Annotated in this window: 17 protein-coding genes; 7 read left to right on the top strand and 10 right to left on the bottom strand. The window is 66.8% G+C overall.

Annotation, left to right across the window (positions count from 1 at the left end):
* Positions 1-9 precede the first annotated feature (9 nt).
* The 3 genes from ACTJKY_RS03250 (at position 10) to ACTJKY_RS03240 (ending at position 6,009) form a co-directional block, all read left to right on the top strand.
* On the top strand, positions 10-3,162 hold the full coding sequence (locus tag ACTJKY_RS03250; RefSeq protein WP_440844163.1) for a glycosyltransferase family 2 protein: 3,153 nt from the start codon (positions 10-12) through the stop codon (positions 3,160-3,162).
* A gap of 371 nt (positions 3,163-3,533) precedes the next feature.
* A complete protein-coding gene (locus ACTJKY_RS03245) occupies positions 3,534-4,649 on the top strand; it encodes a polysaccharide pyruvyl transferase family protein (protein ID WP_440844162.1) in 1,116 nt (371 codons plus the stop codon).
* Positions 4,642-6,009, top strand: a complete 1,368-nt coding sequence (locus tag ACTJKY_RS03240; RefSeq protein ID WP_440844161.1) for a Coenzyme F420 hydrogenase/dehydrogenase, beta subunit C-terminal domain — start codon at positions 4,642-4,644, stop codon at positions 6,007-6,009. Before ACTJKY_RS03245 ends, ACTJKY_RS03240 begins: the two co-directional genes overlap by 8 nt.
* 43 nt (positions 6,010-6,052) lie before the next feature.
* Here the strand turns inward: ACTJKY_RS03240 and ACTJKY_RS03235 are convergent, their stop codons facing one another.
* A complete protein-coding gene (locus tag ACTJKY_RS03235) occupies positions 6,053-6,955 on the bottom strand; it encodes a manganese catalase family protein (RefSeq protein WP_440844160.1) in 903 nt (300 codons plus the stop codon).
* A 100-nt stretch (positions 6,956-7,055) separates the two neighbouring features.
* Positions 7,056-7,223 (bottom strand): hypothetical protein, encoded by a 168-nt coding sequence (locus ACTJKY_RS03230; RefSeq protein ID WP_440844159.1) that lies wholly within the window; start codon positions 7,221-7,223, stop codon positions 7,056-7,058.
* Here ACTJKY_RS03230 and ACTJKY_RS03225 point away from each other — a divergent pair.
* Positions 7,213-7,455, top strand: a complete 243-nt coding sequence (locus ACTJKY_RS03225; protein WP_440844158.1) for a hypothetical protein — start codon at positions 7,213-7,215, stop codon at positions 7,453-7,455. The two genes, ACTJKY_RS03230 and ACTJKY_RS03225, sit on opposite strands and share 11 nt — an antisense overlap.
* A 146-nt stretch (positions 7,456-7,601) precedes the next feature.
* Here ACTJKY_RS03225 and ACTJKY_RS03220 read toward each other — a convergent pair whose 3' ends face one another.
* From ACTJKY_RS03220 to ACTJKY_RS03190, 7 genes are all read right to left on the bottom strand, one after another.
* Positions 7,602-8,093 (bottom strand): hypothetical protein, encoded by a 492-nt coding sequence (locus ACTJKY_RS03220; RefSeq protein ID WP_440844157.1) that lies wholly within the window; start codon positions 8,091-8,093, stop codon positions 7,602-7,604.
* 279 nt (positions 8,094-8,372) lie between these two features.
* Positions 8,373-10,334, bottom strand: coding sequence for an ATP-dependent zinc metalloprotease FtsH (gene ftsH, locus ACTJKY_RS03215; RefSeq protein ID WP_440844156.1), 1,962 nt, complete (start codon positions 10,332-10,334; stop codon positions 8,373-8,375).
* 68 nt (positions 10,335-10,402) lie between these two features.
* Positions 10,403-11,416 (bottom strand): tRNA lysidine(34) synthetase TilS, encoded by a 1,014-nt coding sequence (gene tilS / locus ACTJKY_RS03210; protein WP_440844155.1) that lies wholly within the window; start codon positions 11,414-11,416, stop codon positions 10,403-10,405.
* Entirely contained in the window at positions 11,394-12,305 is a 912-nt protein-coding gene (locus ACTJKY_RS03205; RefSeq protein ID WP_440844154.1) for a hypothetical protein, read from the bottom strand. Before ACTJKY_RS03205 ends, tilS begins: the two co-directional genes overlap by 23 nt.
* Positions 12,306-12,387: 82 nt before the next feature.
* On the bottom strand, positions 12,388-13,314 hold the full coding sequence (locus ACTJKY_RS03200) for a helix-turn-helix domain-containing protein (RefSeq protein ID WP_440844152.1): 927 nt from the start codon (positions 13,312-13,314) through the stop codon (positions 12,388-12,390).
* A gap of 111 nt (positions 13,315-13,425) precedes the next feature.
* Entirely contained in the window at positions 13,426-15,702 is a 2,277-nt protein-coding gene (gene ptsP, locus ACTJKY_RS03195) for a phosphoenolpyruvate--protein phosphotransferase (protein ID WP_440844150.1), read from the bottom strand.
* Positions 15,703-15,938: 236 nt separating this feature from the next.
* Positions 15,939-16,970, bottom strand: a complete 1,032-nt coding sequence (locus ACTJKY_RS03190) for an NAD(P)H-dependent flavin oxidoreductase (protein ID WP_440844149.1) — start codon at positions 16,968-16,970, stop codon at positions 15,939-15,941.
* 135 nt (positions 16,971-17,105) lie between these two features.
* Between ACTJKY_RS03190 and ACTJKY_RS03185 the strand changes: the two genes are divergently transcribed.
* Positions 17,106-19,688, top strand: coding sequence for a glycosyl hydrolase 115 family protein (locus ACTJKY_RS03185; RefSeq protein WP_440844148.1), 2,583 nt, complete (start codon positions 17,106-17,108; stop codon positions 19,686-19,688).
* Between the two features lie 27 nt (positions 19,689-19,715).
* Here the strand turns inward: ACTJKY_RS03185 and ACTJKY_RS03180 are convergent, their stop codons facing one another.
* Entirely contained in the window at positions 19,716-20,987 is a 1,272-nt protein-coding gene (locus tag ACTJKY_RS03180; RefSeq protein WP_440844147.1) for an aspartate kinase, read from the bottom strand.
* Positions 20,988-21,045: 58 nt separating this feature from the next.
* Between ACTJKY_RS03180 and ubiG the strand changes: the two genes are divergently transcribed.
* Positions 21,046-21,777, top strand: a complete 732-nt coding sequence (gene ubiG / locus ACTJKY_RS03175) for a bifunctional 2-polyprenyl-6-hydroxyphenol methylase/3-demethylubiquinol 3-O-methyltransferase UbiG (protein ID WP_440844146.1) — start codon at positions 21,046-21,048, stop codon at positions 21,775-21,777.
* 5 nt (positions 21,778-21,782) lie between these two features.
* Positions 21,783-22,481 (top strand): uracil-DNA glycosylase, encoded by a 699-nt coding sequence (ung, locus tag ACTJKY_RS03170; protein ID WP_440844144.1) that lies wholly within the window; start codon positions 21,783-21,785, stop codon positions 22,479-22,481.
* The last annotated feature ends 12 nt before the right edge of the window (positions 22,482-22,493 follow it).

The following is a 22,493-nucleotide window of genomic DNA, read 5'->3' as shown; positions in this document are numbered from 1 at the left end:
GAGTTCAGAATGCAGAAGGTTGCCCGCCGCGTGAAGAAATTTCTGTTGCCTTCGCCGGCCGCCACCAAAAAGTCGATCAAACGCTCCGCCGGGATAGGCCTTGCCGGCCCCGCCGACAAGGAGGACGTAGCGAATTGCTATCAGTTGTTTCTTGGCCGCCGACATGAGAATGAGGCGGTCTTAAAAGAAAAGATCGGCATGCAACGCAATGCGGTTGTTTTAGCCTTTTTATCTTCAGATGAATTCAAGCGCGACATCTGCGCCTTCCTCGCGGGCGATATCGCCGCTGAGCTTTTCGACGTTCCCGTCACCGACAGCTTGAAGCGATGGGTACAAGACCTGTTTTTGCCGGCGGACTATGACGCGGAAGCCTTCGCCGACGTGCAGGATTTGGCACCGCTTCTTGGGTTTGCGATGCGCTATCCGATCTTGAGCGGACTGTTGGACGATACGCTCGGCGCCGGAACCGCTGAAAAGCTCGCCCCGCGGGCGGCGGCGATCGGCAAGCCTCGCCTCAAGGCTTCGACGACCCGCGAAGACCTTCAGAACTGCTATCTGCTGTTCCTCCAGCGCGCGCCGGAATCCGAAGCCGTGATCGCGGAACGCTCCGACACGCCCCTCGCGGAGGCGGTTTGCGATTTTCTGAGTTCTTCGGAATTCGCGGCCAAGGTAGCCTATCCGGCGATGGATGGTCTGTTCGCGACACGGCCCGTCGTACCTGCCGTAGCCACCTGGGCATCGATCAAGCTGATGGTCGCGGATGCCGACAAGCTCGATTTAGCCGCGCTTATCGCCGGAGTCCTGCTGCAGCCGGCGGTCGCGTACGCGCTGGAGCGGCGCACGCTGACATGGGCGCCCGAAGAAGTGATCCGGCGGCTGCAATTCGGGGCAGGCGCCGTGCTTTCGCCCGAACAACTCGCTTCATTGCATGAGCGACTGGAGCAGGTCGGCCACAATCTGCATGTCCTCGCCAGCAACGACATGGAGCTTTCGTCGGAAGCACCGTTCGTCGAGTTCGTCAACAACGACCCGTGGCTGATCTTGAAGCCACATGGCCGTGCAATCGAGAGCGACCTGATCGCGCTCCGCTTCCGCGCGACGATCGAGGGGCATGTTACCGCCGGCCATCTGTATCTTGATTATGGCGGCGGCTTCGTCGAGGAGAGCTCGCTTCCCCTGGTGCCGGATGCCGACGGTTTCCACCGCGCCACCGTTGCAGCACCGCGCCGCCTCCTGGCGCTGCGCTGGGACCCCGCAGCAGCAACGGGCCGGGCCAGCATCTCGATGCTGGACGCCCAGCCGCTCACTGCGGATGCCTATTGCGCGGAAGAGCTGGGCCATCTTGGCGAAGAGGCGAGCGCGAAGCTGCTGCTTCGCCTCACCATGGAAGCCGCCCGCCATCCGGACGCATTGGCGGCGGTAGCGCTCACCAGGGCACTCTCTCCGTCGGGCGACGCCGGATACGCGCGCTGGATCGCCATGAACGAACTCCGCGGAACGGAAGGCGCTGCGGAACTGCGCCGGCGAAACGAGGCCCTGCGCGACCGCCCGCTGATCAGCGTTCTGGTACCCGTCTACAATCCGTCCTTAGCGTGCCTGAACGAGATGATCGCCAGCGTCAAAGGACAGATCTACGACAATTGGGAGCTCTGCATCGCAGATGACGCGTCAACGCAACCCTATGTGCGGAGCGTTCTGAGAAAAGCGGCAGCCGAGGACAGCAGGATCAAAGTCGTGTTCCGCGAGAACAACGGCCATATTTGCAACGCTTCCAACTCCGCACTGGAGCTGGTGACCGGCGATTGGGTAGCGATGCTCGATCATGATGACGTTCTTGCACCGCACGCCTTGCTGTATGCGGCAGAATATATCAGTAAAAACAAAGATATTAAGATATTCTATTCCGACGAGGATAAGCTTGACGAGCGCGGCCAGCGTTTCGATCCGTATTTCAAGCCCGATTACTCGCCCGAGTTGATGCTGGCGCAGAACTACATGAATCATCTGACGGTCATGAGGACCGAGCTGATTACCGAAGCCGGCGGGTGGCGCCCTGGATTCGAAGGGAGCCAGGATCACGATCTGCTTCTTCGCATCATCGAGAAGGTTGACCTCAGCGAAATCGGCCATCTGCCGCATGTCTTGTATCATTGGCGCGTGCTGACAGGATCGACCGCGCTGGGAAGCGACCAGAAGGACTACGCCCTTCTGGCCGGGAAGGCAGCTGTCGGCGAGCACCTCAGCAGGACCGGTAGAGACGCAGACGTGGAGATCCTGGAAGACGTGAGCCATTACCGCGTCCGGCACAGGCTTCCGGACGACCTGCCGCTCGTCTCGCTCATCATCCCTACACGCGACAAGGTGGAAGTGCTCAAGGTTGCCGTCGACTCGATCCTCGAGAAATCGACTTACACCAATTATGAGATCTTGATCGTCGATAACGGCTCGGTCGAGCCGGAGACACTGGAATATTTTGACGCCATTTCCAAACTCGCCAATGTGCGGGTACTTTCGTACGATCACCCCTTCAATTACTCCAAGATAAACAACTTCGCGACGACGTTCGCCAAGGGCTCCGTCATCGCCCTCGTCAATAACGATATCGAGGTCATAAGCCCTGACTGGATCGAGGAAATGACCTCCTGGGCGATACAGCCGGACATCGGCTGTGTTGGTGCGAAGCTGTTTTATCCAAACATGTCGATTCAACATGCCGGCGTGATCATCGGCTTGGGCGGCTGCGCTGGGCATTCACACAAGTTCTTCCCGCACGATGCCGCGGGCTATTTTAACAGGCTGCGCATCCATCAGAATATGTCTGCAGTCACCGCAGCATGCCTGTTTGTTCGGAAGGACGTATATCTCGAAGTCGGCGGACTTGAGGAGCGACTGAGCGTCGCATTCAACGACGTGGATCTGTGCCTCCGCATTCGGGAGGCCGGATATCGCAACCTCTTCACGCCGTTCGCGAAGCTCTTCCATCACGAAAGCATCTCTCGCGGTGCGGAAGACACACCCGAGAAGATGGCCCGTGCGGCTACCGAGGTGAAGTTCATGCGGGATCGATGGGGTGAAAAGTTGAAGTACGACCCGTTCTACTCTCCCAACCTTCCCTATGACCGGGAGGACTTTGGCATAAATATTGCGACAGTTCCTCGGTAAATTACAGGAACCGAGCACAACGCAGGGCTGCGGCTCTGATTTTTCCTGCCAAGTATTTTGAATCATTCCGCGTGTCGACGTGCAGATCGACGGTCAACGCTGGCCAAGTGCCGAACCGCAGCGACGCGCGGAAAATTTTCTCGACGACTAGATACGTCGCCGGCCGTTCGCCCGCGTCGCGCTCGCAAATGAACACGAAGAACGTCGCTCGACCGCCGATCCTCTTACGTAGTCTACCATGTCGAAGACGAAATTAACCTTTGATTTTTAGGCTGAACGCGCAACTCACGGCCCTCCCCCTCGTTCATCGCGCAACCAGAGGGAGGACACCACATGGCTTCGGCCGTTTTCGGCATCGGGTGCGTGCACGCATGAAACTGCCGGGTACCGACGATTCTTCGACGCTTCTCTACGACCTGCGCACCGATACGCGCAGCGTCGGCATCCTCACCTTCCACCGCTGCATCAATTACGGCTCCTATTGGCAAGCGCGTTGCCTGGCCGAGGGCGTGCATGCGCGCGGGCACCGGGTGATGCTGCTCGACCATGAATCGCCGCGCGTCACCCGCGCCGAGTGGCGCAACGCGCTGCAGCCGACGCTGCCGGTGCGTGCCGGCGCCGAGGACCGCCGCCGCTATGGCGTCAAGCTGCGCAAATTCCTCTGCGCCTTTGATGCACTGCCGCTGTCGCCCGGCTTCGATCTGGTGGACCCGATCGAAATGCCGCGCGTGGATACCGTGCTGGTCGGCAGCGACGAGGTGTGGAACCTGCGCCATCCCTGGTATGGCGGCGCCTCGATCTTCTTCGGCCAGGGGCTCAATGCCGACTGCGTCGCCGCCTATGCGGCGAGCTTCGGCAGCTATGATGCCGATGCCGGGCTCGACCCCTATTGGCAGGACCAGCTGCGCCGGTTCGACACGATCGCTGTGCGCGACGAAAACAGCAGGCTGCTGGTAACGCAGGCGACCGGCAAGACGCCGCCGCTGGTGCTCGATCCCTGCCTGCAATTCCCGCCCCAGCCCGATGCGGCGACGCCGGTCCCCGGGGGCCGCTATGCGCTGGTCTATGGCCATGCCATGCCCGACGACTTCGCCGCGGCAGCCCGCAGCTGGGCGACCGCCCGCGGCATCCGGCTGATCAGTATCGGCTATCGCAACGACTGGGCGGACGAACAATGGCTCGACGCCGGCCCGCACGACTTCGCCGCGGCGACGGCGGGGGCGCAGGCGGTGCTTACCAACTTCTTCCATGGCTGCGTGTTCGCGCTGGTCAACGAGACGCCCTTCGCCTGCGCGCCCTCGCCTTACCGGATGAACAAGGTGCGCGACCTGACCGCGCTGCTCGGTGCCGAGCGACATCTGCTGGTACCCGGCGCGCGGATCGATCTCGGCGCGATCCTCGATGTGCCGCTGGACGCCGCGATCGGCGGCAGGATCGAGGCACTGCGCGACCAGTCGAACGCCTATCTGGACAAGGTGCTTGGCTGAGGCGCCCAGCCCGGCCGCCATCGTTCGCTCCGGATTGTGCATCGGCTGCGGCGGCTGCGCCTCGGGCGGCGGCGGCGGGCATATGGGCTGGGACGGCTATCGCCAGCTCAAGCCCCAGGGCCCGCCCGGCTGGCGCGAGACTCCGACGCCGCGCTTCGCCGCCATTTGTCCCTTCTCGCCCCGGGCGGTCGACGAGAACGCGATCGCCGAAGATCGCTTCCCGGTCGCGCCTATAGCGGACCAGCGGATCGGCCGGTTCGAAACCGCCTATGTCGGCCATGTCGCCGAGGGAGAGTTCCGCGCCGGGGGCAGCTCGGGAGGAATGGTCAGCTGGGTCGCGGCCGAGCTGCTCCGCCGCGGACTGATCGACGGCGTCGCGCATGTCGTGCCCCTGCCCGGCCCCGGTGCGCCGCATTTCGGCTACCGCATCTCGCGCAGCCTCGACCAGATCGCCGAAGGCGCGCGCTCGCGCTACCACCCGGTCCACCTCGCCCATGTGCTGGACGAGATCCGCCGCGTGCCGGGCCGCTATGCGGTGGTCGGTATCCCCTGCTTCATCAAGGCGGTGCACCTCGCCCGCGCTGCCGAGCCGGTGCTTGCCGAGCGCATCACCGCCACGCTGGGCCTGTTCTGTGGACATATGAAGAGCGGGCGGCTGGTCGACAGCTTCGCCTGGCAGCTGGACGTGGATCCCGACGTCGTTACCGCGGTGGAGTATCGTCGCAAGGACGCCGATCGCCCCGCCAACTGGTACACCGCGCACCTGACCCTCGCCGACGGCAGCGCACGCTGGCAGGATTGGTGGCATCTGGCGGACGGCGACTGGGGCGCGGGCTTCTTCCAGAACAGCGCGTGCAACATGTGCGACGATGTCGTCGCGGAGACCGCGGACATCGCGTTCGGGGATGCCTGGGTGGAGCCCTATTCGTCCGACGGGCGCGGCACCAATGTCGTGATCGTGCGCGCGCCGCTGCTGCGCGACATGGTGGCGGCGGCGATCGGCGAAGGGCGGCTGGCGCTCGATGCGGTGGACGCCGACTTCATCGCGGGGACGCAGGACGCCGGGCTGCGCCATCGCCGCGAGGGGCTCGCCTATCGGCTGACCTGGGCGCGGCGGGGGATCCGCCCGAAGAAGCGCGTGATGCCGGGCGCTGCCGGGATCGGGTGGCGGCGCAAGCTGGTCTATCGCACCCGCGCCGGGATCGCGGCCTGGAGCCACCGCATCGCCTGGGCGGCGGATCGGTTCGGCACGCCGGGGCTGTATATCCGCTGGGCCAAGGCATCGCTCGGCCTCTACCAGGCGCTCACCTATTCGCGCGGCCGGCTCGGCGCCTGGCTCGACAAGCTCGCGCGCCGCTGAACGAATCCCGGCCGAGCGCATGCCCGGCCGGGTGAGGGAAGGTTCAGGCTTCCACGTCGCTCTTGGTCCGCCCCGCGCCCGGGCCGGCGGCGATATCGGCGCCGGTGGTCGGGTTGGTCGACGGATCGGACTTGGTCCGCTCGGCCAGCTGGCTCAGCGCGGCGGTGTCGGCCGAACCCAGCGTCACCGTCGGCATGCCGTCGCCATCATCGGCTGGCAGCGTCTGCTGGAGATCGTCGACCCGGTCCCATTCCGGCCCGTCGTTCCACGGCCCCCGCATGTCGCCCTCGCCCTGCGAGGTGTTGACGTACATGCTCGAATATTCCGGCACGCCCGGCAGCTTGCCCGGCGGGAAATTGTCCTCGATCGCATAGAGCGCCTTCTCGAACGACTTCTGGTGCGCCACCTCGCGCGTCATCAGGAACTTGAGCGCGTCCTTGATGCCCGCGTCGTCGGTGATGTTGATCAGCCGCTCATAGACGATCTTGGCGCGGCTCTCCGCGGCGATGTTCGAGCGCAGATCACAGGTCGGGTCACCGCGGCTGTCGACATAGGCCGCCGTCCACGGCACGCCCGCCGAGTTGGTCAGCGCAGGGCCGCCGCCATAGAGGATTGCCTGGGTGTGGCTGTTCCCCCCTTGCGTCAGCGACATGTACAGCTCGGCCTCTTCCATATCGCCTTCGGAGATATGCGCCTTCACGCCCTTGTTGAGCATCGCGACGATCGACCCGATCACCTCAAGATGGCTCAGCTCCTCGGTAGCGATGTCGAGCAGCAGGTCCTTGCGGCCGGGATCGTCCTCGGCCAACCCTTGCGTGAAGTAGCGCATCGCCGCGGCCAGCTCGCCATCGGGTCCGCCGAACTGCTCGAGCATCAGCGAGGCGAGCACCGGGTTCGGCTCGGCCACCCGCACCGTATATTGCAGGCGTTTGTTGTGCATGAACATGCAGTCTCTCCTTGAGCATTGCGTACAGGAAGAGAGCGGATGGGCCCTGCACATGGTTCATATACTTCTTCAGTGATCGATTATTTGCACTTAACGTGCATCAACTAAGATCCGCCGCGTCAATGACTGCGCGGCTCGTTCCGGCTTCTTCAACATAGCTGCCTTTACCGTGCTGAACGACGCAGGCGATCAGCGGAACGTGCGCCCGCGTCGCTTCGTTGGTCGGAGAGAAGCAGCGAAAATCAGGAGCTTGGCGAATGAGCGACAAACAGCCAATGCAGGCGAGCGGTGGCGACGCGCACAAGGGCGCGCCCGACGGCGTCTCCGACGTCGATACCCATGGCAAATCGAAGGGGGAGAGCGAAGGCGGCGCCTATCCGAACCCCTATCCGGAAAAGGCAGCGAAGGAAGGCCCCGGCCATCTGATGGGCCATGGCGGGCAGAGCCATATCAACTACGAGGGTGGGCCGAACCCCAACGCGACCACCAAGGGGGAGTAGGAGCGCTTCCATCCTCTTCCGCCAGGGGGAGGTGGCGCGCGAAGCGCGACGGAGGGGGAGGAAGCACGAACCTCTCGATCGGCGTGCTTCCTCCCCCTCCGTCAGGCTGCGCCTGACACCCCCCCCTGGCGGGGGAGGATAGATCGTCAGCCCGCTGCTGGCGCCAAAGCCTGCGCACCGCCCGGCTCGATCGAGGTGGCCTTGCCCTCAACCACTACTGGCGTCTCCGCGGCGGTCGCGCTGTCGGCATCCGCCTCGCCCTCCTGCCCGACCGGCAGCGTCTTCCCCGTGGTGCGATCCAGCCCGACCGCGGTCACGATATCGATCGCGGTCGCCGCGGCGACGAACGCGATCGCGCCCCACACCGCCTTGTTCTGCGGCGCCCGTCGCGCGGCGAGCCCGAGCGCGGCGATGTCCATCGCATCGCCGGCCACCCGGTTCCACACGCGCACGCCGTGCGCCGGGCCGGAGAGCAGTGCGGCGCCTGCCAGCAACTCGCGCGCCCCGAACGCCCGCACCACACCTTCATGGTCTTCCGCGGACAAGCCCCGCGCAATCCGCTTCGACGCCGCGAGTTCGACGATGCCGAGCCCTATCGAGAAAATGCCCAGTCCAAATCCCAGCTTGCGATAGTCCATCGGTCCGCTCCTTGCGCTTCGTGTGATCGATGCGCCCGGCAGGGTCGATGCCGGACGGCGACCAACCAACTGCCTGCAAATGACCGGCGTTCCGGTACTTTCGCCAATACTATCCTATGTTTACACGATCACTTGAGGGAAGCATCGCTACAGCATCGCCACGAGCATCAGCCCGCCCGCGGCCGGAAACAGTCGCCACATACGAAAAACGCTCCCGGGAGGCGTTCCCGGGAGCGTTCTCTATCGCTGCAAAGCTGAACCCAGCAATGCTAGGCGGCGTCAGGCGCCCTGCGGTGCCGGGTTGCCGAACGGATCCTTGAGCTTGCGCGTCTTGGGGATCGAGGTGCCGCCCACCGCGGGCATGCCCGGCGTACCCGTGGGATCGCCGCGATCCAGCGTCTCGCCGGCGATCAGCTTCTTGATCTCCTCGCCGGTCAGCGTCTCGTATTCGAGCAGCGCCAGCGCGATGGTGTGAAGCTGGTCGGTATGATCGCCCAGGATCTGCCGCGCGCGGTGGAGGCCCTTCTCGACGAAAGCCTTCACCTCGGCATCGATCAGCCGTGCGGTCTCGTCCGACATCGGCTTGGAACGCGCCACCGAATAGCCGGTGAAGCTGTCCTCGCTGTCCGAGAAGTCGAGCGGACCGAGATTGTCCGACAGGCCCCACTTCGTGACCATCGCACGGGCGAGGCGGGTCGCCTGCATGATGTCGTTCGAGGCGCCCGAGCTCACCTTGTCATAGCCGAAGATCAGTTCCTCGGCGACGCGGCCGCCAAAGGCCACGGCGATATCGGCGTGCATCTTGTCGCGATGATAGCTGTAGGAATCGCGCTCCGGCAGCGGCTGCACCATGCCCAGCGCGAAACCGCGCGGAATGATCGTCGCCTTGTGGATCGGATCGGCCGTCGGCTCGTGCGCGAACACCAGGGCATGGCCGGCTTCGTGATAGGCGGTCATCCGCTTCTCGTCGTCGGTCATCACCATCGAGCGGCGCTCGGCGCCCATCAGTACCTTGTCGCGCGCGTCGTCGAATTCCTGCGCCGCGACCAGCCGCTTGCCGCGACGGGCTGCGAGCAGCGCCGCCTCGTTGACGAGGTTGGCAAGATCGGCACCCGAGAAGCCCGGCGTGCCGCGCGCAATGACGCGGGCGTCGACGTCCGGTGCGATCGGCACCTTCTTCATATGGACCTGCAGGATCTTCACGCGGCCCTCGATATCGGGGCGCGGCACCTGCACCTGGCGATCGAAGCGGCCCGGACGCAGCAGCGCCGGATCGAGCACGTCGGGGCGGTTGGTGGCGGCGACGATGATGATGCCTTCGTTCGCCTCGAAGCCGTCCATCTCGACCAGCAGCTGGTTCAGCGTCTGCTCGCGCTCGTCATTCTGGTTGCCCAGGCCTGCGCCGCGCGAACGGCCGACCGCGTCGATTTCGTCGATGAAGACGATGCACGGCGCCGACTTCTTGGCCTGCTCGAACATGTCGCGGACGCGGCTGGCGCCGACGCCGACGAACATCTCGACGAAGTCCGAACCCGAAATGGTGAAGAAGGGCACGCCTGCCTCGCCCGCGATCGCGCGGGCGAGCAGCGTCTTGCCCGTACCGGGCGAGCCGACCAGCAGCGCGCCCTTGGGGATCTTGCCGCCCAGGCGTGCGAACTTCGACGGGTCCTTGAGGAACTCGACGATCTCCTGCAGCTCCTCGCGCGCCTCGTCGATACCGGCGACGTCGTCGAAGGTGACCTTGCCTTCCTTCTGCGTCAGCAGGCGGGCCCGGCTCTTGCCGAAGCCCATCGCGCCGGAGCCCGAATTCTTCTGCATCTGGCGCAGCACGAAGAAGGCGATACCGAGGAAGAGCAGGAAGGGCAGCGACTGGACGAGGATATACTGCCAGATCGACGGGCTGTCCTCAGGACGCGCGTTGATCACCACGCCCTTCGAGCGCAGCGTCTCGACCAGCTTGGCGTCGCCCGGATTGTTCGTGCGGAACTTGCCCTCGCTGGTGCTGCCGGTGATCACCCCGGAGCCGACCGAGATGTTCACGTCCTTCACGTCGCCCGCCTGGACCTTGTCGAGGAAGGTCGAATAGGGAATCGCATTGCCCGTGGGCTGCGCGGTGCGGGTGTCGAACAAGGTGACGAACAGCGCCAGGGCTGCGAGAATTCCCACCCAGATGAGCAGGCTCTTCATCCAGGGGTTGTTGCCCCCGTTTTCCGGACCCTGCTGCTTGCCGTTTTCGCTCATCGTGTACCCGGTACCTTTCAAGCCCTAAGATAGGCGCGGCGGCGTCAATGACAATGGAACAACGTCGATCATGGTGATCGATGCGGGGGCGCCGGCGCGAACTGCCAGCGGGGTCCCGGTCGCACCACGACTCCGGCCAAGGTCGCCACCCCACCGGCATCCACCGCGGCGATCAGCCGGTCAAGTCCGGAACCACGCGGGGGCGGGGCATCGACCACCGTCTTGAGGGCGCGGGCGACGAGACGGCGACGGAGTTCGCGGGGGAGATCGGCGAGGTCGAGCGTGACCTTGCGGTCCTCGACCTGCGCGCGGGGGGCCCATTCGCGCGCGGCCACCCAGTCCAGCACGGCCTCGGCATCGCGCAGGTTGCTTGCGGCGAGGGCAAGGCGTGCGGGCGGCAGTTCGGGAGTTTCGGCGAGCAGGCGGCGCACCCGGCTGCGATCGAAGCGCGGGTGGCGGTTCGAGGGATCCTCGACGGGCTCGATGCCGGCGGCCTGAACCCGCGCCGCGAGCTCGGCGCGCGACCAGCCGAGCAGCGGACGGACCAGCAAGGTGGGCGCACCGGGGCGCAACGGCCGGCAGGGGAGCATTGCGGCGAGTCCGCCCAGCCCTGCCCCGCGCCGGGCGCGGAGGAGGAAGGTTTCGGCGAGATCGTCCTGCTGGTGCGCGGCCGCGACCCAGGGGGCATCGGCGGCGACCGCCCAATCGGCAAGGCAGCGATAGCGCATCGCTCGCGCACGATCCTGAAGATTGCCGCCTGCCAGCATCTCGGGCCGCGGCGGCAGGATCGCATGGGGTACGCCGATCCGCGCGCAGAGCGTGCCGACGAACGCCGCTTCGTCCGCTGATTCCGCACGCAGCCCGTGATCGACCGTGGCGGCGACCACGGCACCAGGGAAGGCAGCACGGGCGAGCAGCAGCAGCGCCAGGCTGTCCGTGCCCCCCGAAACGGCAACGCCGACCGGTGCTTCGGCGCCGGGCGTCTGCCCGGCTACCGCGCGCCAGTCGGCGAGGAAGCGGGCGACGTCGGCGCCCGCGATCGCGTCGATCAGCGACGCGTCACTTGCAGCGCTGATCCGCACGGCCCTTGGCAACGCCCGCGCGCATTTCGGCCGAGAGGCCCGGGCCATAGACCTTGTTCAGCTCGTCATAAACCTTGCAGACCTCGCCCGCCGGCTTGTTCAGCTTCACCAGCGCCTGCGCCAGGTAATAGAGGCTGTCCGGAGCGCGCTCGCCATTGGGGTCCTTGGTGTAGTTCTCGTATAGCGCCACCGCCGCGATGCTCGGCTTGTTGTCGTCGAGATAGGCGCGGCCGAGCAGGTTGCGCGCGAAGCTGGCGCGCTTGCCGGTCGGATATTTGGCCTTGTACTGCTCCAGCGCCTTGGCGGCTTCGGGATAGAGCTTGGCCTGCCACAGGCGGAATCCGTAGAGATACAGATCCTCGCCCGCATCGCCGGTGCTCGGCTTGCCCACCGCGGCGATCTTGGCGGCGCGATCGCCCGAGGGCTGGGCCGGGGCGGAGGAGGAATCGCCCGACGCAGCCACTGCACCATCCGTCGGCATCGCATCGGCGACCGGCTGCGGCGGGGTCTCCAGTGCCTTCACGCGCGCGTCGGTGGCGGCCTTGTAGGCGCCGAACGCATCTTCGAGCTGGCGCATGCGATACTGGTTCTGCTCGATCTGGCCGGTCATCGTCTGGATCTGGCTTTCCAGCGCCGCGACGCGTTCGGTCAGGTCGGCGAGCGGGCTGGTCGCGGGCACGCCGGGGGGCGTGTTGTCGACCTGCTGGGTGATCTGCGGTTCCACCGTCATGCCGGCACCGCCGGGGAACACCTTGCGCTGCACGGCGCGCATCTCGCGCTCCAGCTTGTCGACGCGCTGGCCGACATTGCCGTCCTGGGCCTGCGCCATCGCGGTGCCGTTGAAGCCGAATGCGGCAAAGGCGAGTGCCGCTGCGAGAGCAATACGCATCGTCGATCAATCCTTACGCGCCTCCCGGGGAACGGAGGCGTGGCGCCGCTATAGCCAAGCGGCGCCCGCTTGCGCCACCCCCTCAGGGGTTGGGCGTGTCGCCCGCCGGCGAGGTGGCGGCCGCAGGGGCGGCGGTCGCATCGCTGCTGGCCGCGCGCGGCGTGCTGCGACGGCGCAGCGGCGTTGCCGCGGCGGCCGCGTCCGGCGTCGGCGACGGGGTCGCGCCGGGCTGGCCGCGGGCACGGAGTGCCGCCGAGGTCAGCTCGGCCTCGACCACCTTCACCTCCGTGCCGAGCGGCGCGACTTCGCTGCCGTTGAGCAGCACCTGCAGCTGGTCCGGGCGACCGGTGCGGATGCGCGGATGATCAGCATCGTCGGGCACGTCATAACGCTCGCCGGCGGTCAGTTCCTTCTCGGCGAGCTTCTTGCCGGTCGCGTCGGTAATGCGGATCCAGGCCGGGCCGCGCGCGACGAGGGTGACGTGCTCGACGGCGGGAACGGTCGGCGTCGGGGCTGGCGCGGCCACGGCAGCCGCCGGGGTCGGGGTAGGCTCAAGCTGCTGAACGAGGCTGTCGCCCTGCGAAGAACTGCCGCCGCGGAACCAGTTGGTGCCGTACCAGATGCCGATGCCGGCGATGATCACCAGCGCGACGATCACGCCCAGCCAGACGATCCCGCCGGGTGCTGCGCGCGACGGCTCCTGCAGCGGATATTCGGGCGTGATGGCGGGCCGCTCGATCTTGCCGAGCTCGGCGCGCACATCATGGGCGATCGACACCTCGTCGACATTCACCGCGCGGGCATAGGCCTTGGCGAAGCCGCTGGCATAGGTGATCGACGGCAGCCCCGAATAGGTGCCCTGCTCGATCGCTTCGAGGTGGCGCTGCGGAATGCGGGTGCGCGCGGCGATCTCGGGGAGATCCAGCCCCATGGCTTCGCGCGCGGCGCGCAGACGCTCGCCGGGACGCGCGGTGGACGGGGTGAATTCTTCGGGCGTGTCGCCTTGCATTCTATCCTCCGGCGAACGCGTTAGACCCTGGAACGCCCGCCTTATGCTGCAGGGGATGCCCTCCCGGCCATGTTGCTGTCAACGCCGGGAGGAAATCATTCCGGTGGAGGGTCAGGCCAGTTCGACGCCCTGTGCCGCTGCCCAGCCGGTCAGCACGTCGCGTAAGGGTGCTTCCGGATGCCGCAGCATCTCCTCCATCGTCGCCATCACCGCCCCGCGATCGAGCGAGCGCAGCATCGCCTTGATCGGCCCCACCGCCGCCGGCGTGATCGACAGCCGGTCGATACCGAGCCCGATCAGCGCCAGCGCCTCGAGCGGCCGCCCGCCCATTTCGCCGCACACCGCCACCGGCACGTTCGCCGCCCGCGCCTGGTCGCTCACCCGCTTGAGGAATCGCAGGATCGCCGGGCTCAGCCAGTCGTAGCGCAGCGCCAGCTTGGGGTGCGCGCGATCGGCCGCGAACAGGAACTGGGTAAGGTCGTTGGTGCCGATCGACAGGAACTGCAGCTTGGGCAGCAGCAGGTCGAGCACCTCGGCCAGCGCCGGCACCTCCAGCATCGCGCCGTAGCGGATCTCGGTCGGCAGCTTGCGTCCTCGCGCGGCGAGCCAGGCATGCTGCGCCTCGAACAGCGCGCGCGCCTGGTCGAACTCCCAGGGCTCGGAGACCATCGGGAACATGACATTCAGCGTCCGCCCGGCGGCGGCCTCGATCAGCGCGCGCGCCTGCGCCTTCATCAGGCCATCGCGATCGAGCGCGAGCCGCAGCGCGCGCCACCCCATGGCGGGGTTCTCTTCCTCGCCATCCTCGTCGTGATTCAGATAGGGCAGCGCCTTGTCGCCGCCGATATCAACGGTGCGGAACACCACCGGCCGGTCGCCCGCGGTATCCAGCACGTCGCGATACAGTCGCCGCTGCGCCTCGCGCTGGGGCAGCGTCGCCGAGACGAGAAACTGGAACTCGGTACGGAACAGGCCGATGCCGTCGGCACCGGTAAGGTCGAGCGCGGAAACGTCGTCGCGCAGCCCCGCATTGACCATCAGCGTCACCCGGTGCCCGTCCTTGGTCACCGGCGGCACGTTCTTGAGCTGCGCGAAGGCCGCACGCCGCTTCTGGCTGAGCGCAAGCTTGGCCTCGAACGCCTCCTCCATCGCCAGCGAGGGGCGGACGAACACGCTTTCCTCGCCCACGTCGAGCAGCAGCAGGTCGCCCTCGGCAACCTCGCGGCGGATCGCACGCGCCCGGCCCAGCACCGGCACGCCCATGGCGCGGGCGACGATGGTGACGTGCGCCGTCAGCGAGCCTTCCTCGAGCACCACGCCCTTCAGCCGCCGCCGATCATATTCGAGCAGCTCGGCCGGCCCCAGATTGCGCGCGATCAGGATCGAATCCTGGCGCAGGCCCAATTGCGCAGCGGTGCCGAGCTGGCCCGAGACGATGCGGAGCAGCCGGTTGGACAGGTCCTCCAGATCGTGCATCCGGTCGCGGAGCAGCGGATCGTCGATCTCGCGCATGCGCTGGCGGGTGCGCTGCTGGACGCGCTCGATCGCCGCCTCGGCGGTCAGTCCGGAATCGATCGCCTCGTTGATGCGACGGCTCCAGCCCTCGTCATAGGCGAACATCTTGTAGGTCGCGAGGATCTCTTCATGCTCGCCGCCGCTGCCGAATTCGGCCTGGCTGGTCATGCGCTCGATCTGCTCGCGCATCTTGTCGAACGCGGCATAGACGCGGTGGCGCTCGGCCTCGGTATCCTCGGCGACGGTATGCTCGATGGTGATGCGCGGCTGGTGGAACACCGCGACGCCGCGCGCCATGCCCTCCACCAGCGGGAAGCCGCGGATCGTACCGGAGGCGGTCGGCTGAAGCCGGGTGGAGGTGCCGCCCGTCGCGTCGATCAGCTCGGCATTGGCGATCAGCTCGGAAAGCACCATCGCCACGGTCTGCAGCGCCTCGATCTCGATATCGGCATAGCGCCGCGGATCGACATGCTGCACGGCGAGCACGCCCACCGCCCGCTCGCGCCGGATGATCGGCACCCCGGCGAAGCTGTGGAAGCGGTCCTCGCCGGTTTCGGGATTATGGACGAAATTGGGGTGGCTGGTCGCCTCGTCGAGGTTGAGCGTCTCGACATGCGCGGCGATCGTGCCGACCAGCCCTTCGCCCAGCCCGAGCTTGGTGACGTGCACCGCCTCCTGCGCCAGCCCCCGCGTCGCGAACAGCTCCAGCACGCCTTCGCGCAGCAGATAGATCGAGCAGACCTCGCTGTGCAGCGCCTCGCCGATGATGTTGGCGACGGCGTTGAGCTTCGACTGGACCGGCAGCCGTTTCGCCATCAGGTCGTGCAGGCGGGTGAGGATTTCCCGGGCGGAGGCGGCTGCGGTCAAGGCCATGTGTCAGCGGTAACAGATTGTGCGCACCCGCGCCAAGCGGTGTGCGCAGCAAAAGCGCAGAAGACATGCGGTTGACGCTGCGGCATGGCTGAGGACGCACGCCAAACCAACCATCGTCATTCCCGCGAAGGCGGGAATCCATTTGCCAGGACGCTGGTGGCAGGAACCGCAGGTCCAGCGCCAATGGATCCCCGCCTTCGCGGGGATGACGACGGGTTCGTGGAGGGCGCGGCCTCTTACGCCGCGCGCTTCTCCAGCGCGTGCGCGGCTTCGGCCATCAGCGTTTCGATGATCGTCGCGACCGGCTCTTCCTTGGTGACCATGCCGACCGACTGGCCGGCCATCACGCTGCCATGCTCGACATCGCCGTCGATCACCGCGCGGCGCAGCGCGCCCGCCCAGTAATGCTCGATCTGCAGCTGCGCCTCGGCCATTTCGATGCCGCCCTGGTCGAGCGCCTGCGCCACTTCGCGCTGCTTGGCGGTGAACAGCTCGCCGCCGGCATTCTTGAGCGCGCGCACCGGAATCACCGGCAGGCGCGGATCGATCTGCACGCTGGCGATCGCATCGCGGGCAGAGGCGCGGATGAACGCCTTCTTGAAATTGGCGTGCGCGATGCTCTCGGTCGCCGCGGCAAACCGCGTGCCGAGCTGGACGCCCGCCGCACCCATGTCGAGATAGCCGGCGATCGCCTCGCCGCGGCCGATGCCGCCGGCGACGAACACCGGCACTTGGGCTGCGACCTCGGGCAGAATTTCCTGCGCCAGCACGCTGGTCGAGACCGGGCCGATATGGCCGCCGGCCTCCATGCCTTCCACGACGAGCGCGTCGACGCCCGAGCGGATCAGCTTCTTGGCGAGGCTCAGCGCCGGGGCGAAGCAGATCAGCTTGGCGCCGTGGCCCTTGATCGCATCGAGCGAGCCCGCCGGCGGCAGCCCGCCCGCGAGCACGACATGGCCGACGCCGTGCTTGCCGCACACGTCGATCAGCTCGAACAGCTGCGGGTGCATGGTGATGAGATTCACGCCGAATGGCTTGTCCGTCAGCGCCTTGGTCGCGGCGATCTCGGCATCGAGCAGCTCGGGGCTCATCGCGCCGCACGCGATCACGCCGAAGCCGCCCGCGTTGGAGATGGCGGAAACCAGGTTGCGCTCGGACACCCACGACATCGCGCCGCCGAGGATGGCGACCTCGCTGCCCAGGAATTCGCAACCGCGCGCCATGCGGCGGGCCAGGCGCTCGGCGCCGATCGTGGAGGTGCTGGTCATCGGCCGCGCCTAGCGCTGCAAGCCCCGTTTCTGCAAGGCCCCGCAATCGCGAGTCCGTGCCGCTTTGGCGCTTGCCGCCATCGCCCCCGCTCGCCATGATAGCGCTATCAAGAACAAGAAACTCCAGGAGTTGCGATGTCCGGGCCCTTCGATCCCGCCCTTTCGGTCGATCGCCGTACGCTGTTGCAGGCCTCGGCCGCGGCGACGCTGGTTGCAGGCAGCGCGCGTGCCGGCACCGCTCCCGAGCCGCTGAGCCTGGTGGCGACGGGCGCGGGCTTCCCGCTGATCCGCGGTGGGGTAGCGGCGACGCTGCTGGTCGATTCCGGTGCCGACCCTGCCCTCACCCATGTCGCCGACGCCTTCGCGCAGGATCTGGCGCGCGTCGGCGGCACTGCACCCAAGCGGGTCCAGCGGCTCGAGGATGCGCAAGGCCCGGTGGTGCTGATCGCCCAGCTCGGCCACTCCCAGATCCTCGAAGCGCTGGTGCACGCAGGCCGTATCGATGTGCGCGACCTGGCTGGCCAATGGGAGGCCTATAGCCAGATCGTGCTCGACCACCCTGCCCCCGGCATCCCCCAGGCGCTGCTGATTATCGGGTCGGATCGGCGCGGCGCGGTCTATGGCACCTATGACGTGTCGCAGCGGATCGGGGTCTCGCCCTGGCACTGGTTCGCCGACGTGCCGGTGCGCCGGCGCGCGGACGTGACGCTCGCCCCCGGCAGCCGGCGTGACCAGCCGCGGGTGCGCTATCGCGGCTTCTTCATCAACGACGAGGATCCCTGCTTCAGCGGCTGGGCCAAGAAGCATTTCGGCGGGATCAACGCCGCGATGTACGCCCATGTCTTCGAGCTGCTGCTGCGGCTGAAGGGCAATTATCTGTGGCCGGCGATGTGGGGCAAGGCGTTCAACGACGACGATCCCCAGAACATGGTGCTCGCCGATGCGATGGGCGTGGTGATGGGCACCTCGCACCACGAGCCGATGACCCGCGCGCAGGAGGAATGGCACCGGAACAAGGACCAGGGCGTCACAGGCGGCAAATGGGATTACGCGACCAACGCCGACAATCTCCGCCGCTTCTGGCGCGGTGGGATCGAGCGGATGATGTCGAAGGGCGACGGCAAGGGCTATGACTGCCTGGTCACTGTCGGCATGCGCGGCGACGGCGACGAGGCGATGGCGGAAGGCACCGCGACGGAGTTGCTCGAGAAGGTCGTCGCCGACCAGCGCAGCATCCTCGCGGAGGTGACCAAGCGCCCGGCCGAGGCGACGCCGCAGATGTGGGCGCTCTACAAGGAAGTGCAGGATTATTACGATCACGGCATGCGCGTGCCCGACGATGTGACGCTGCTGTTCGCCGACGATAACTGGGGCCAGATCCGCCGGCTGGCGACCGCCGATCTCAACCGCAAGGGCGGTTACGGCGTCTATTATCACTTCGATTATGTCGGCGCGCCGCGCAACTACAAGTGGCTCAACACCAACCAGATCGAGAAGAGCTGGCAGCAGATGGACCTCGCCTGGCAGCGGGGCGCGCGCACCATCTGGATCGTCAATGTCGGTGACCTCAAGCCGATGGAATATCCGCTCAGCTTCTTCCTCGATCAGGCCTGGAATCCGGAGGCGATGACGCTGGAGGCGCTGACCGCCTACCCGGCGCGCTGGGCGGGCGCGGCGTTCGGTTCTGTGCACGCGGAGAAGGTCGGCGCGCTGCTCACCCGCTACGGACAGCTCGCCGCACGGCGGAAGCCCGAGCTGCTCGATGCCGACAGCTTTGCGCTCGGCCCGGCCCGCAGCGACGGCAAGCTCGACGGCGGAGAATTCGGCCGCGTGGTTGCCGAATGGGAGGCGTTGGAGCGCGACATGGCGGCGGTAAAACCGCGCATCGCCGCCGACGCGCGCGACGCCTGGTTCCAGTTGGTCGAGCACCCGATTATCGCCGTCGCGAACGTCTACCGGCTCTATTACGCCGCCGCGTGGAACCGCCGCCTCGCCGCTGCGAACGACGCGCGCGCCAATGCCTTTGCCGAGCAGGCCGAGCGCGCCTTCGCCCGCGATGCGGAGATCGCCGCCGCCTATCACGCGCTTAACGGCGGCAAGTGGGACGGGATGATGGCCCAAACCAATATCGGCTATACCAGCTGGCAGGAGCCCAAGCAGCAGGTGATGCCGGCGGTGCGCCGGGTTGAGGGCAAGGCCGAGGCGATCGTTTTCGTCCCGCCCACGCCGCCCGCCGAGCAGATCGTGATTGAGGCGCCGGACTTTGCCGCAGCCACCGGCGGCAAGGGCCTGAACTGGCGCCGCGTGCCGCATCTCGGCCGCACGCTGGGTGCGGTGACCACTTTCCCGCAGGGCCGCCCTGCGACCGCCGCCGCCGACGGCGTGCATGTCGACTATGCCGTGATGCTGCCCAAGGGCGGCCCGCTCACCGTCGCGCTGGAGCTGGTCCCGACGCTCGACACCACCGGCCGCAACCAGCAGCGGATCGGCGTGTCGGTGAACGACGGCCCGGTGCAGATCCTAACCGACACGCTCGTCCCCGCCCCCAACGACACCAAAACCCAGGCGCAGCGCGACTGGAACAAGGCGGTCGAGGAAAACGGCCGCACGCGCACCGCGCGCTTTCCCGCGGTGGCTGCCGGCCGGCATGTCGTGAAGGTCTGGCGCATCGACGACAATGTCGTCCTGCAGCGCCTCGTCGTGACGACGGGGGCGTAGCCGGATCGGCCACGCCCCCGCGCAAGATCAGGCGGCGACGTCTTCCGCGTCGAGGCCATAGGCGGTGTGCAGCACGCGCACCGCGAGTTCGGTATAATCCTCTTCGATCAGCACCGAGACCTTGATCTCGGAGGTGGTGATCGCCTGGATGTTGATACCGCGCGCGCCGAGCGTCTGGAACATGGTCGCCGCGACACCGGCATGGCTGCGCATGCCGACGCCGACCACCGACACCTTCGCCACCCGCGTGTCATGGCTGATGCTGCCGAAGCCGATCGACTCCTGCGACTGCGCCAGGATCTCCAGCGAGCGCGCAAGGTCCGCCGCCGGCACCGTGAACGTCACGTCCGTCGCGCTGGCGCTGCCGGCGCTCTGGTGCGCGATGTTCTGGATGATCATGTCGACATTGATGCTGGCATCGGCAAGCGGCGTAAAAATCGATGCCACCGCGCCGGGCTTGTCCGGCACGGCAGTCAGCGTGATCTTGGCCTCGTTCTTGTCGTGCGCGATGCCGGTGATGAGCTGGCGTTCCACGTCCTGAATCTCCTCTTCGCCCACGATCATGGTTCCGGGCAATGTATCTGCCATCGGCGCGTCGTCGCCCGTGAAGGACGAGAGCACCTGCACGCGAACCCCTTCCTTCATCGCCAGGCCGACCGAACGGGTCTGGAGCACCTTGGCGCCGACGCTGGCGAGTTCGAGCATTTCCTCATAGGTCACCCGCTTGAGCTTGCGTGCGCGGGGCACGATGCGCGGGTCCGTCGTGTAGACCCCGTCGACATCGGTGTAGATGTCGCAGCGATCGGCCTTCACCGCCGCCGCCACCGCCACTGCCGAGGTATCCGATCCGCCACGGCCGAGCGTGGTGATGCGATTGTCGTGCACGCCCTGGAAGCCGGGGATCACCGCGACTTCGCCCTTCCCCATGCTGGCGAGCAGCGCGTCGGTGCCGATGTCCTCGATCCGCGCCTTGGCGAAGGCGTCCGAGGTCTGCACCGGCAGCTGCCAGCCGAGCCAGGAGCGCGCCGGCACGCCGATCGCCTGCAGCGCGATCGCCAGCAGGCCGCTGGTGATCTGCTCGCCGGCGGAGACGACGACGTCATATTCCTTGGGGTCGTAGAGCGACGAGGCCTCGCGACAGAAACCGACCAGCCGATCGGTCTCGCCGGCCATCGCCGATACGACCACCGCGACCTGGTTGCCCGCCTCCCACTCGCGTTTGACGCGCGCGGCAACGCTGCGGATACGCTCGATCCCGGCCATCGATGTGCCGCCGAACTTCATTACGATACGCGCCATGGCTGGTTGCTTGTTTCCTGCCCTTGGGAGAGATGGGCGTGCCTGATAGGAGCCAGCGATGCCGAACGCAACAATAGCTACGATTGACCCCCGTGAAGCGGAACATTTCGGTCGTTTGGCGGTCGATTGGTGGAATCCTAAGGGCTCCTCCGCCATGCTTCACAGACTGAATCCTGCGCGGCTCGGCTATATCCGTCGCGCGATCGATGCGCACTGGAGCGGCGATTCGACAGATTTCATGCCGCTGACCGGCAAAACCGCGATCGACGTCGGCTGCGGTGCGGGCCTGCTGTGCGAGCCGCTGGCCCGGCTCGGCGCGCGGGTGACCGGCGTGGACGCGGCGGACGAGAATATCGGCGCGGCGCGTGCGCATGCCGAACAGTCCGGGCTGCCGATCGACTATGTCCATGGCGGCATCGAGGATCTGGACGGCCGGACCTTCGACCTCGTCACCTCGATGGAGGTGATCGAGCATGTCAGCGATCCCGCAGCCTTTGTGCGCGGACTGGCGGGAGCGCTGGCCGGGGGCGGGCTGATGGTGCTCTCCACCCCCAATCGCACGCCGCTGTCGCGCCTCGCGATGATCACGCTGGCCGAAGGCACCGGCGCGATCCCCAAGGGCACCCACGACTGGAGCCGCTTCCTCAAGCCCGAGGAACTGGAGGCGCTGCTGACCGACGCCGGCATGCGGGTGATCGACCGCCAGGGCCTGACCTTCTCGCCCACCCGCGGCTTCGTGGTGAACGAGCACGACGCGCTCAACTATCTGGTCACCGCGGTCCGGGCCTGAGCGCCATGTCGAGCGTGAAGCTGCACCCGAGCTGGCTCGCCCCGCTCGAGGAAGAGTTCGCCCAGCCCTATATGGCGTCGCTCCGCGACTATCTCCGCGCCGAGAAGGCGGCGGGGAAGCGCATCTTCCCGGCCGGCAGCGAGTGGTTCCGCGCGCTCGACCTGACGCCCTTGGGGCAGGTGCGCGTCGTGATCCTCGGCCAGGACCCCTATCATGGCGAGGGCCAGGCGCACGGCCTGTGCTTCTCGGTAAAGCCGGGCGTGCGGACGCCCCCGAGCCTGGTCAACATCTACAAGGAGATGGAAACCGACCTCGGCATCCCGCGCGCGCAGCACGGCTTTCTCGAGCATTGGGCGGAACAGGGCGTGCTGCTGCTCAACGCGGTGCTGACGGTGGAAATGGGTCGCGCCGCCGCCCACCAGGGCCGCGGTTGGGAGCGCTTCACCGACGCGGTGATCCGGCTGGTCAATGCGAAGGCCGAGCCGGTGGTGTTCCTGCTCTGGGGCAGCCACGCGCAGAAGAAGGCGGCGTTCGTCGACTCGATCGACAAGGGCGGCCGGCATCTGGTGCTCAAGGCCCCCCACCCCTCGCCGCTCTCGGCGCATTCGGGGTTCTTCGGGAGCCGGCATTTCAGCAAGGCGAACGCGTTTCTGGAAAACATCGGGCAGAAGCCGATCGATTGGGCGCTGCCGCCGCTGGGGTGAGGCGTTGTGGCT

Source organism: Sphingomonas sp. 22176 (genome assembly GCF_052045505.1).
GTDB lineage: Bacteria > Pseudomonadota > Alphaproteobacteria > Sphingomonadales > Sphingomonadaceae > Sphingomonas.
Note: the sequence above shows the minus strand (reverse complement) of the source record. Positions and strands in the feature narration are given on the sequence as shown.

Excerpts from the sequence above, each read along its gene's own strand:
- ftsH (WP_440844156.1), bottom strand. The coding sequence starts at position 10,334 with ATGAGCGAAAACGGCAAGCAGCAGGGTCCGGAAAACGGGGGCAACAAC.
- ACTJKY_RS03245 (WP_440844162.1), top strand. The coding sequence starts at position 3,534 with ATGAAACTGCCGGGTACCGACGATTCTTCGACGCTTCTCTACGACCTG.
- ACTJKY_RS03235 (WP_440844160.1), bottom strand. The coding sequence starts at position 6,955 with ATGTTCATGCACAACAAACGCCTGCAATATACGGTGCGGGTGGCCGAG.
- ACTJKY_RS03190 (WP_440844149.1), bottom strand. The coding sequence starts at position 16,970 with ATGACCAGCACCTCCACGATCGGCGCCGAGCGCCTGGCCCGCCGCATG.
- ACTJKY_RS03225 (WP_440844158.1), top strand. The coding sequence starts at position 7,213 with ATGAGCGACAAACAGCCAATGCAGGCGAGCGGTGGCGACGCGCACAAG.
- ACTJKY_RS03185 (WP_440844148.1), top strand. The coding sequence starts at position 17,106 with ATGTCCGGGCCCTTCGATCCCGCCCTTTCGGTCGATCGCCGTACGCTG.
- ACTJKY_RS03180 (WP_440844147.1), bottom strand. The coding sequence starts at position 20,987 with ATGGCGCGTATCGTAATGAAGTTCGGCGGCACATCGATGGCCGGGATC.
- ACTJKY_RS03250 (WP_440844163.1), top strand. The coding sequence starts at position 10 with ATGCAGAAGGTTGCCCGCCGCGTGAAGAAATTTCTGTTGCCTTCGCCG.
- ACTJKY_RS03220 (WP_440844157.1), bottom strand. The coding sequence starts at position 8,093 with ATGGACTATCGCAAGCTGGGATTTGGACTGGGCATTTTCTCGATAGGG.
- ubiG (WP_440844146.1), top strand. The coding sequence starts at position 21,046 with ATGCCGAACGCAACAATAGCTACGATTGACCCCCGTGAAGCGGAACAT.
- ACTJKY_RS03200 (WP_440844152.1), bottom strand. The coding sequence starts at position 13,314 with ATGCAAGGCGACACGCCCGAAGAATTCACCCCGTCCACCGCGCGTCCC.
- ACTJKY_RS03205 (WP_440844154.1), bottom strand. The coding sequence starts at position 12,305 with ATGCGTATTGCTCTCGCAGCGGCACTCGCCTTTGCCGCATTCGGCTTC.
- ptsP (WP_440844150.1), bottom strand. The coding sequence starts at position 15,702 with ATGGCCTTGACCGCAGCCGCCTCCGCCCGGGAAATCCTCACCCGCCTG.
- ung (WP_440844144.1), top strand. The coding sequence starts at position 21,783 with ATGTCGAGCGTGAAGCTGCACCCGAGCTGGCTCGCCCCGCTCGAGGAA.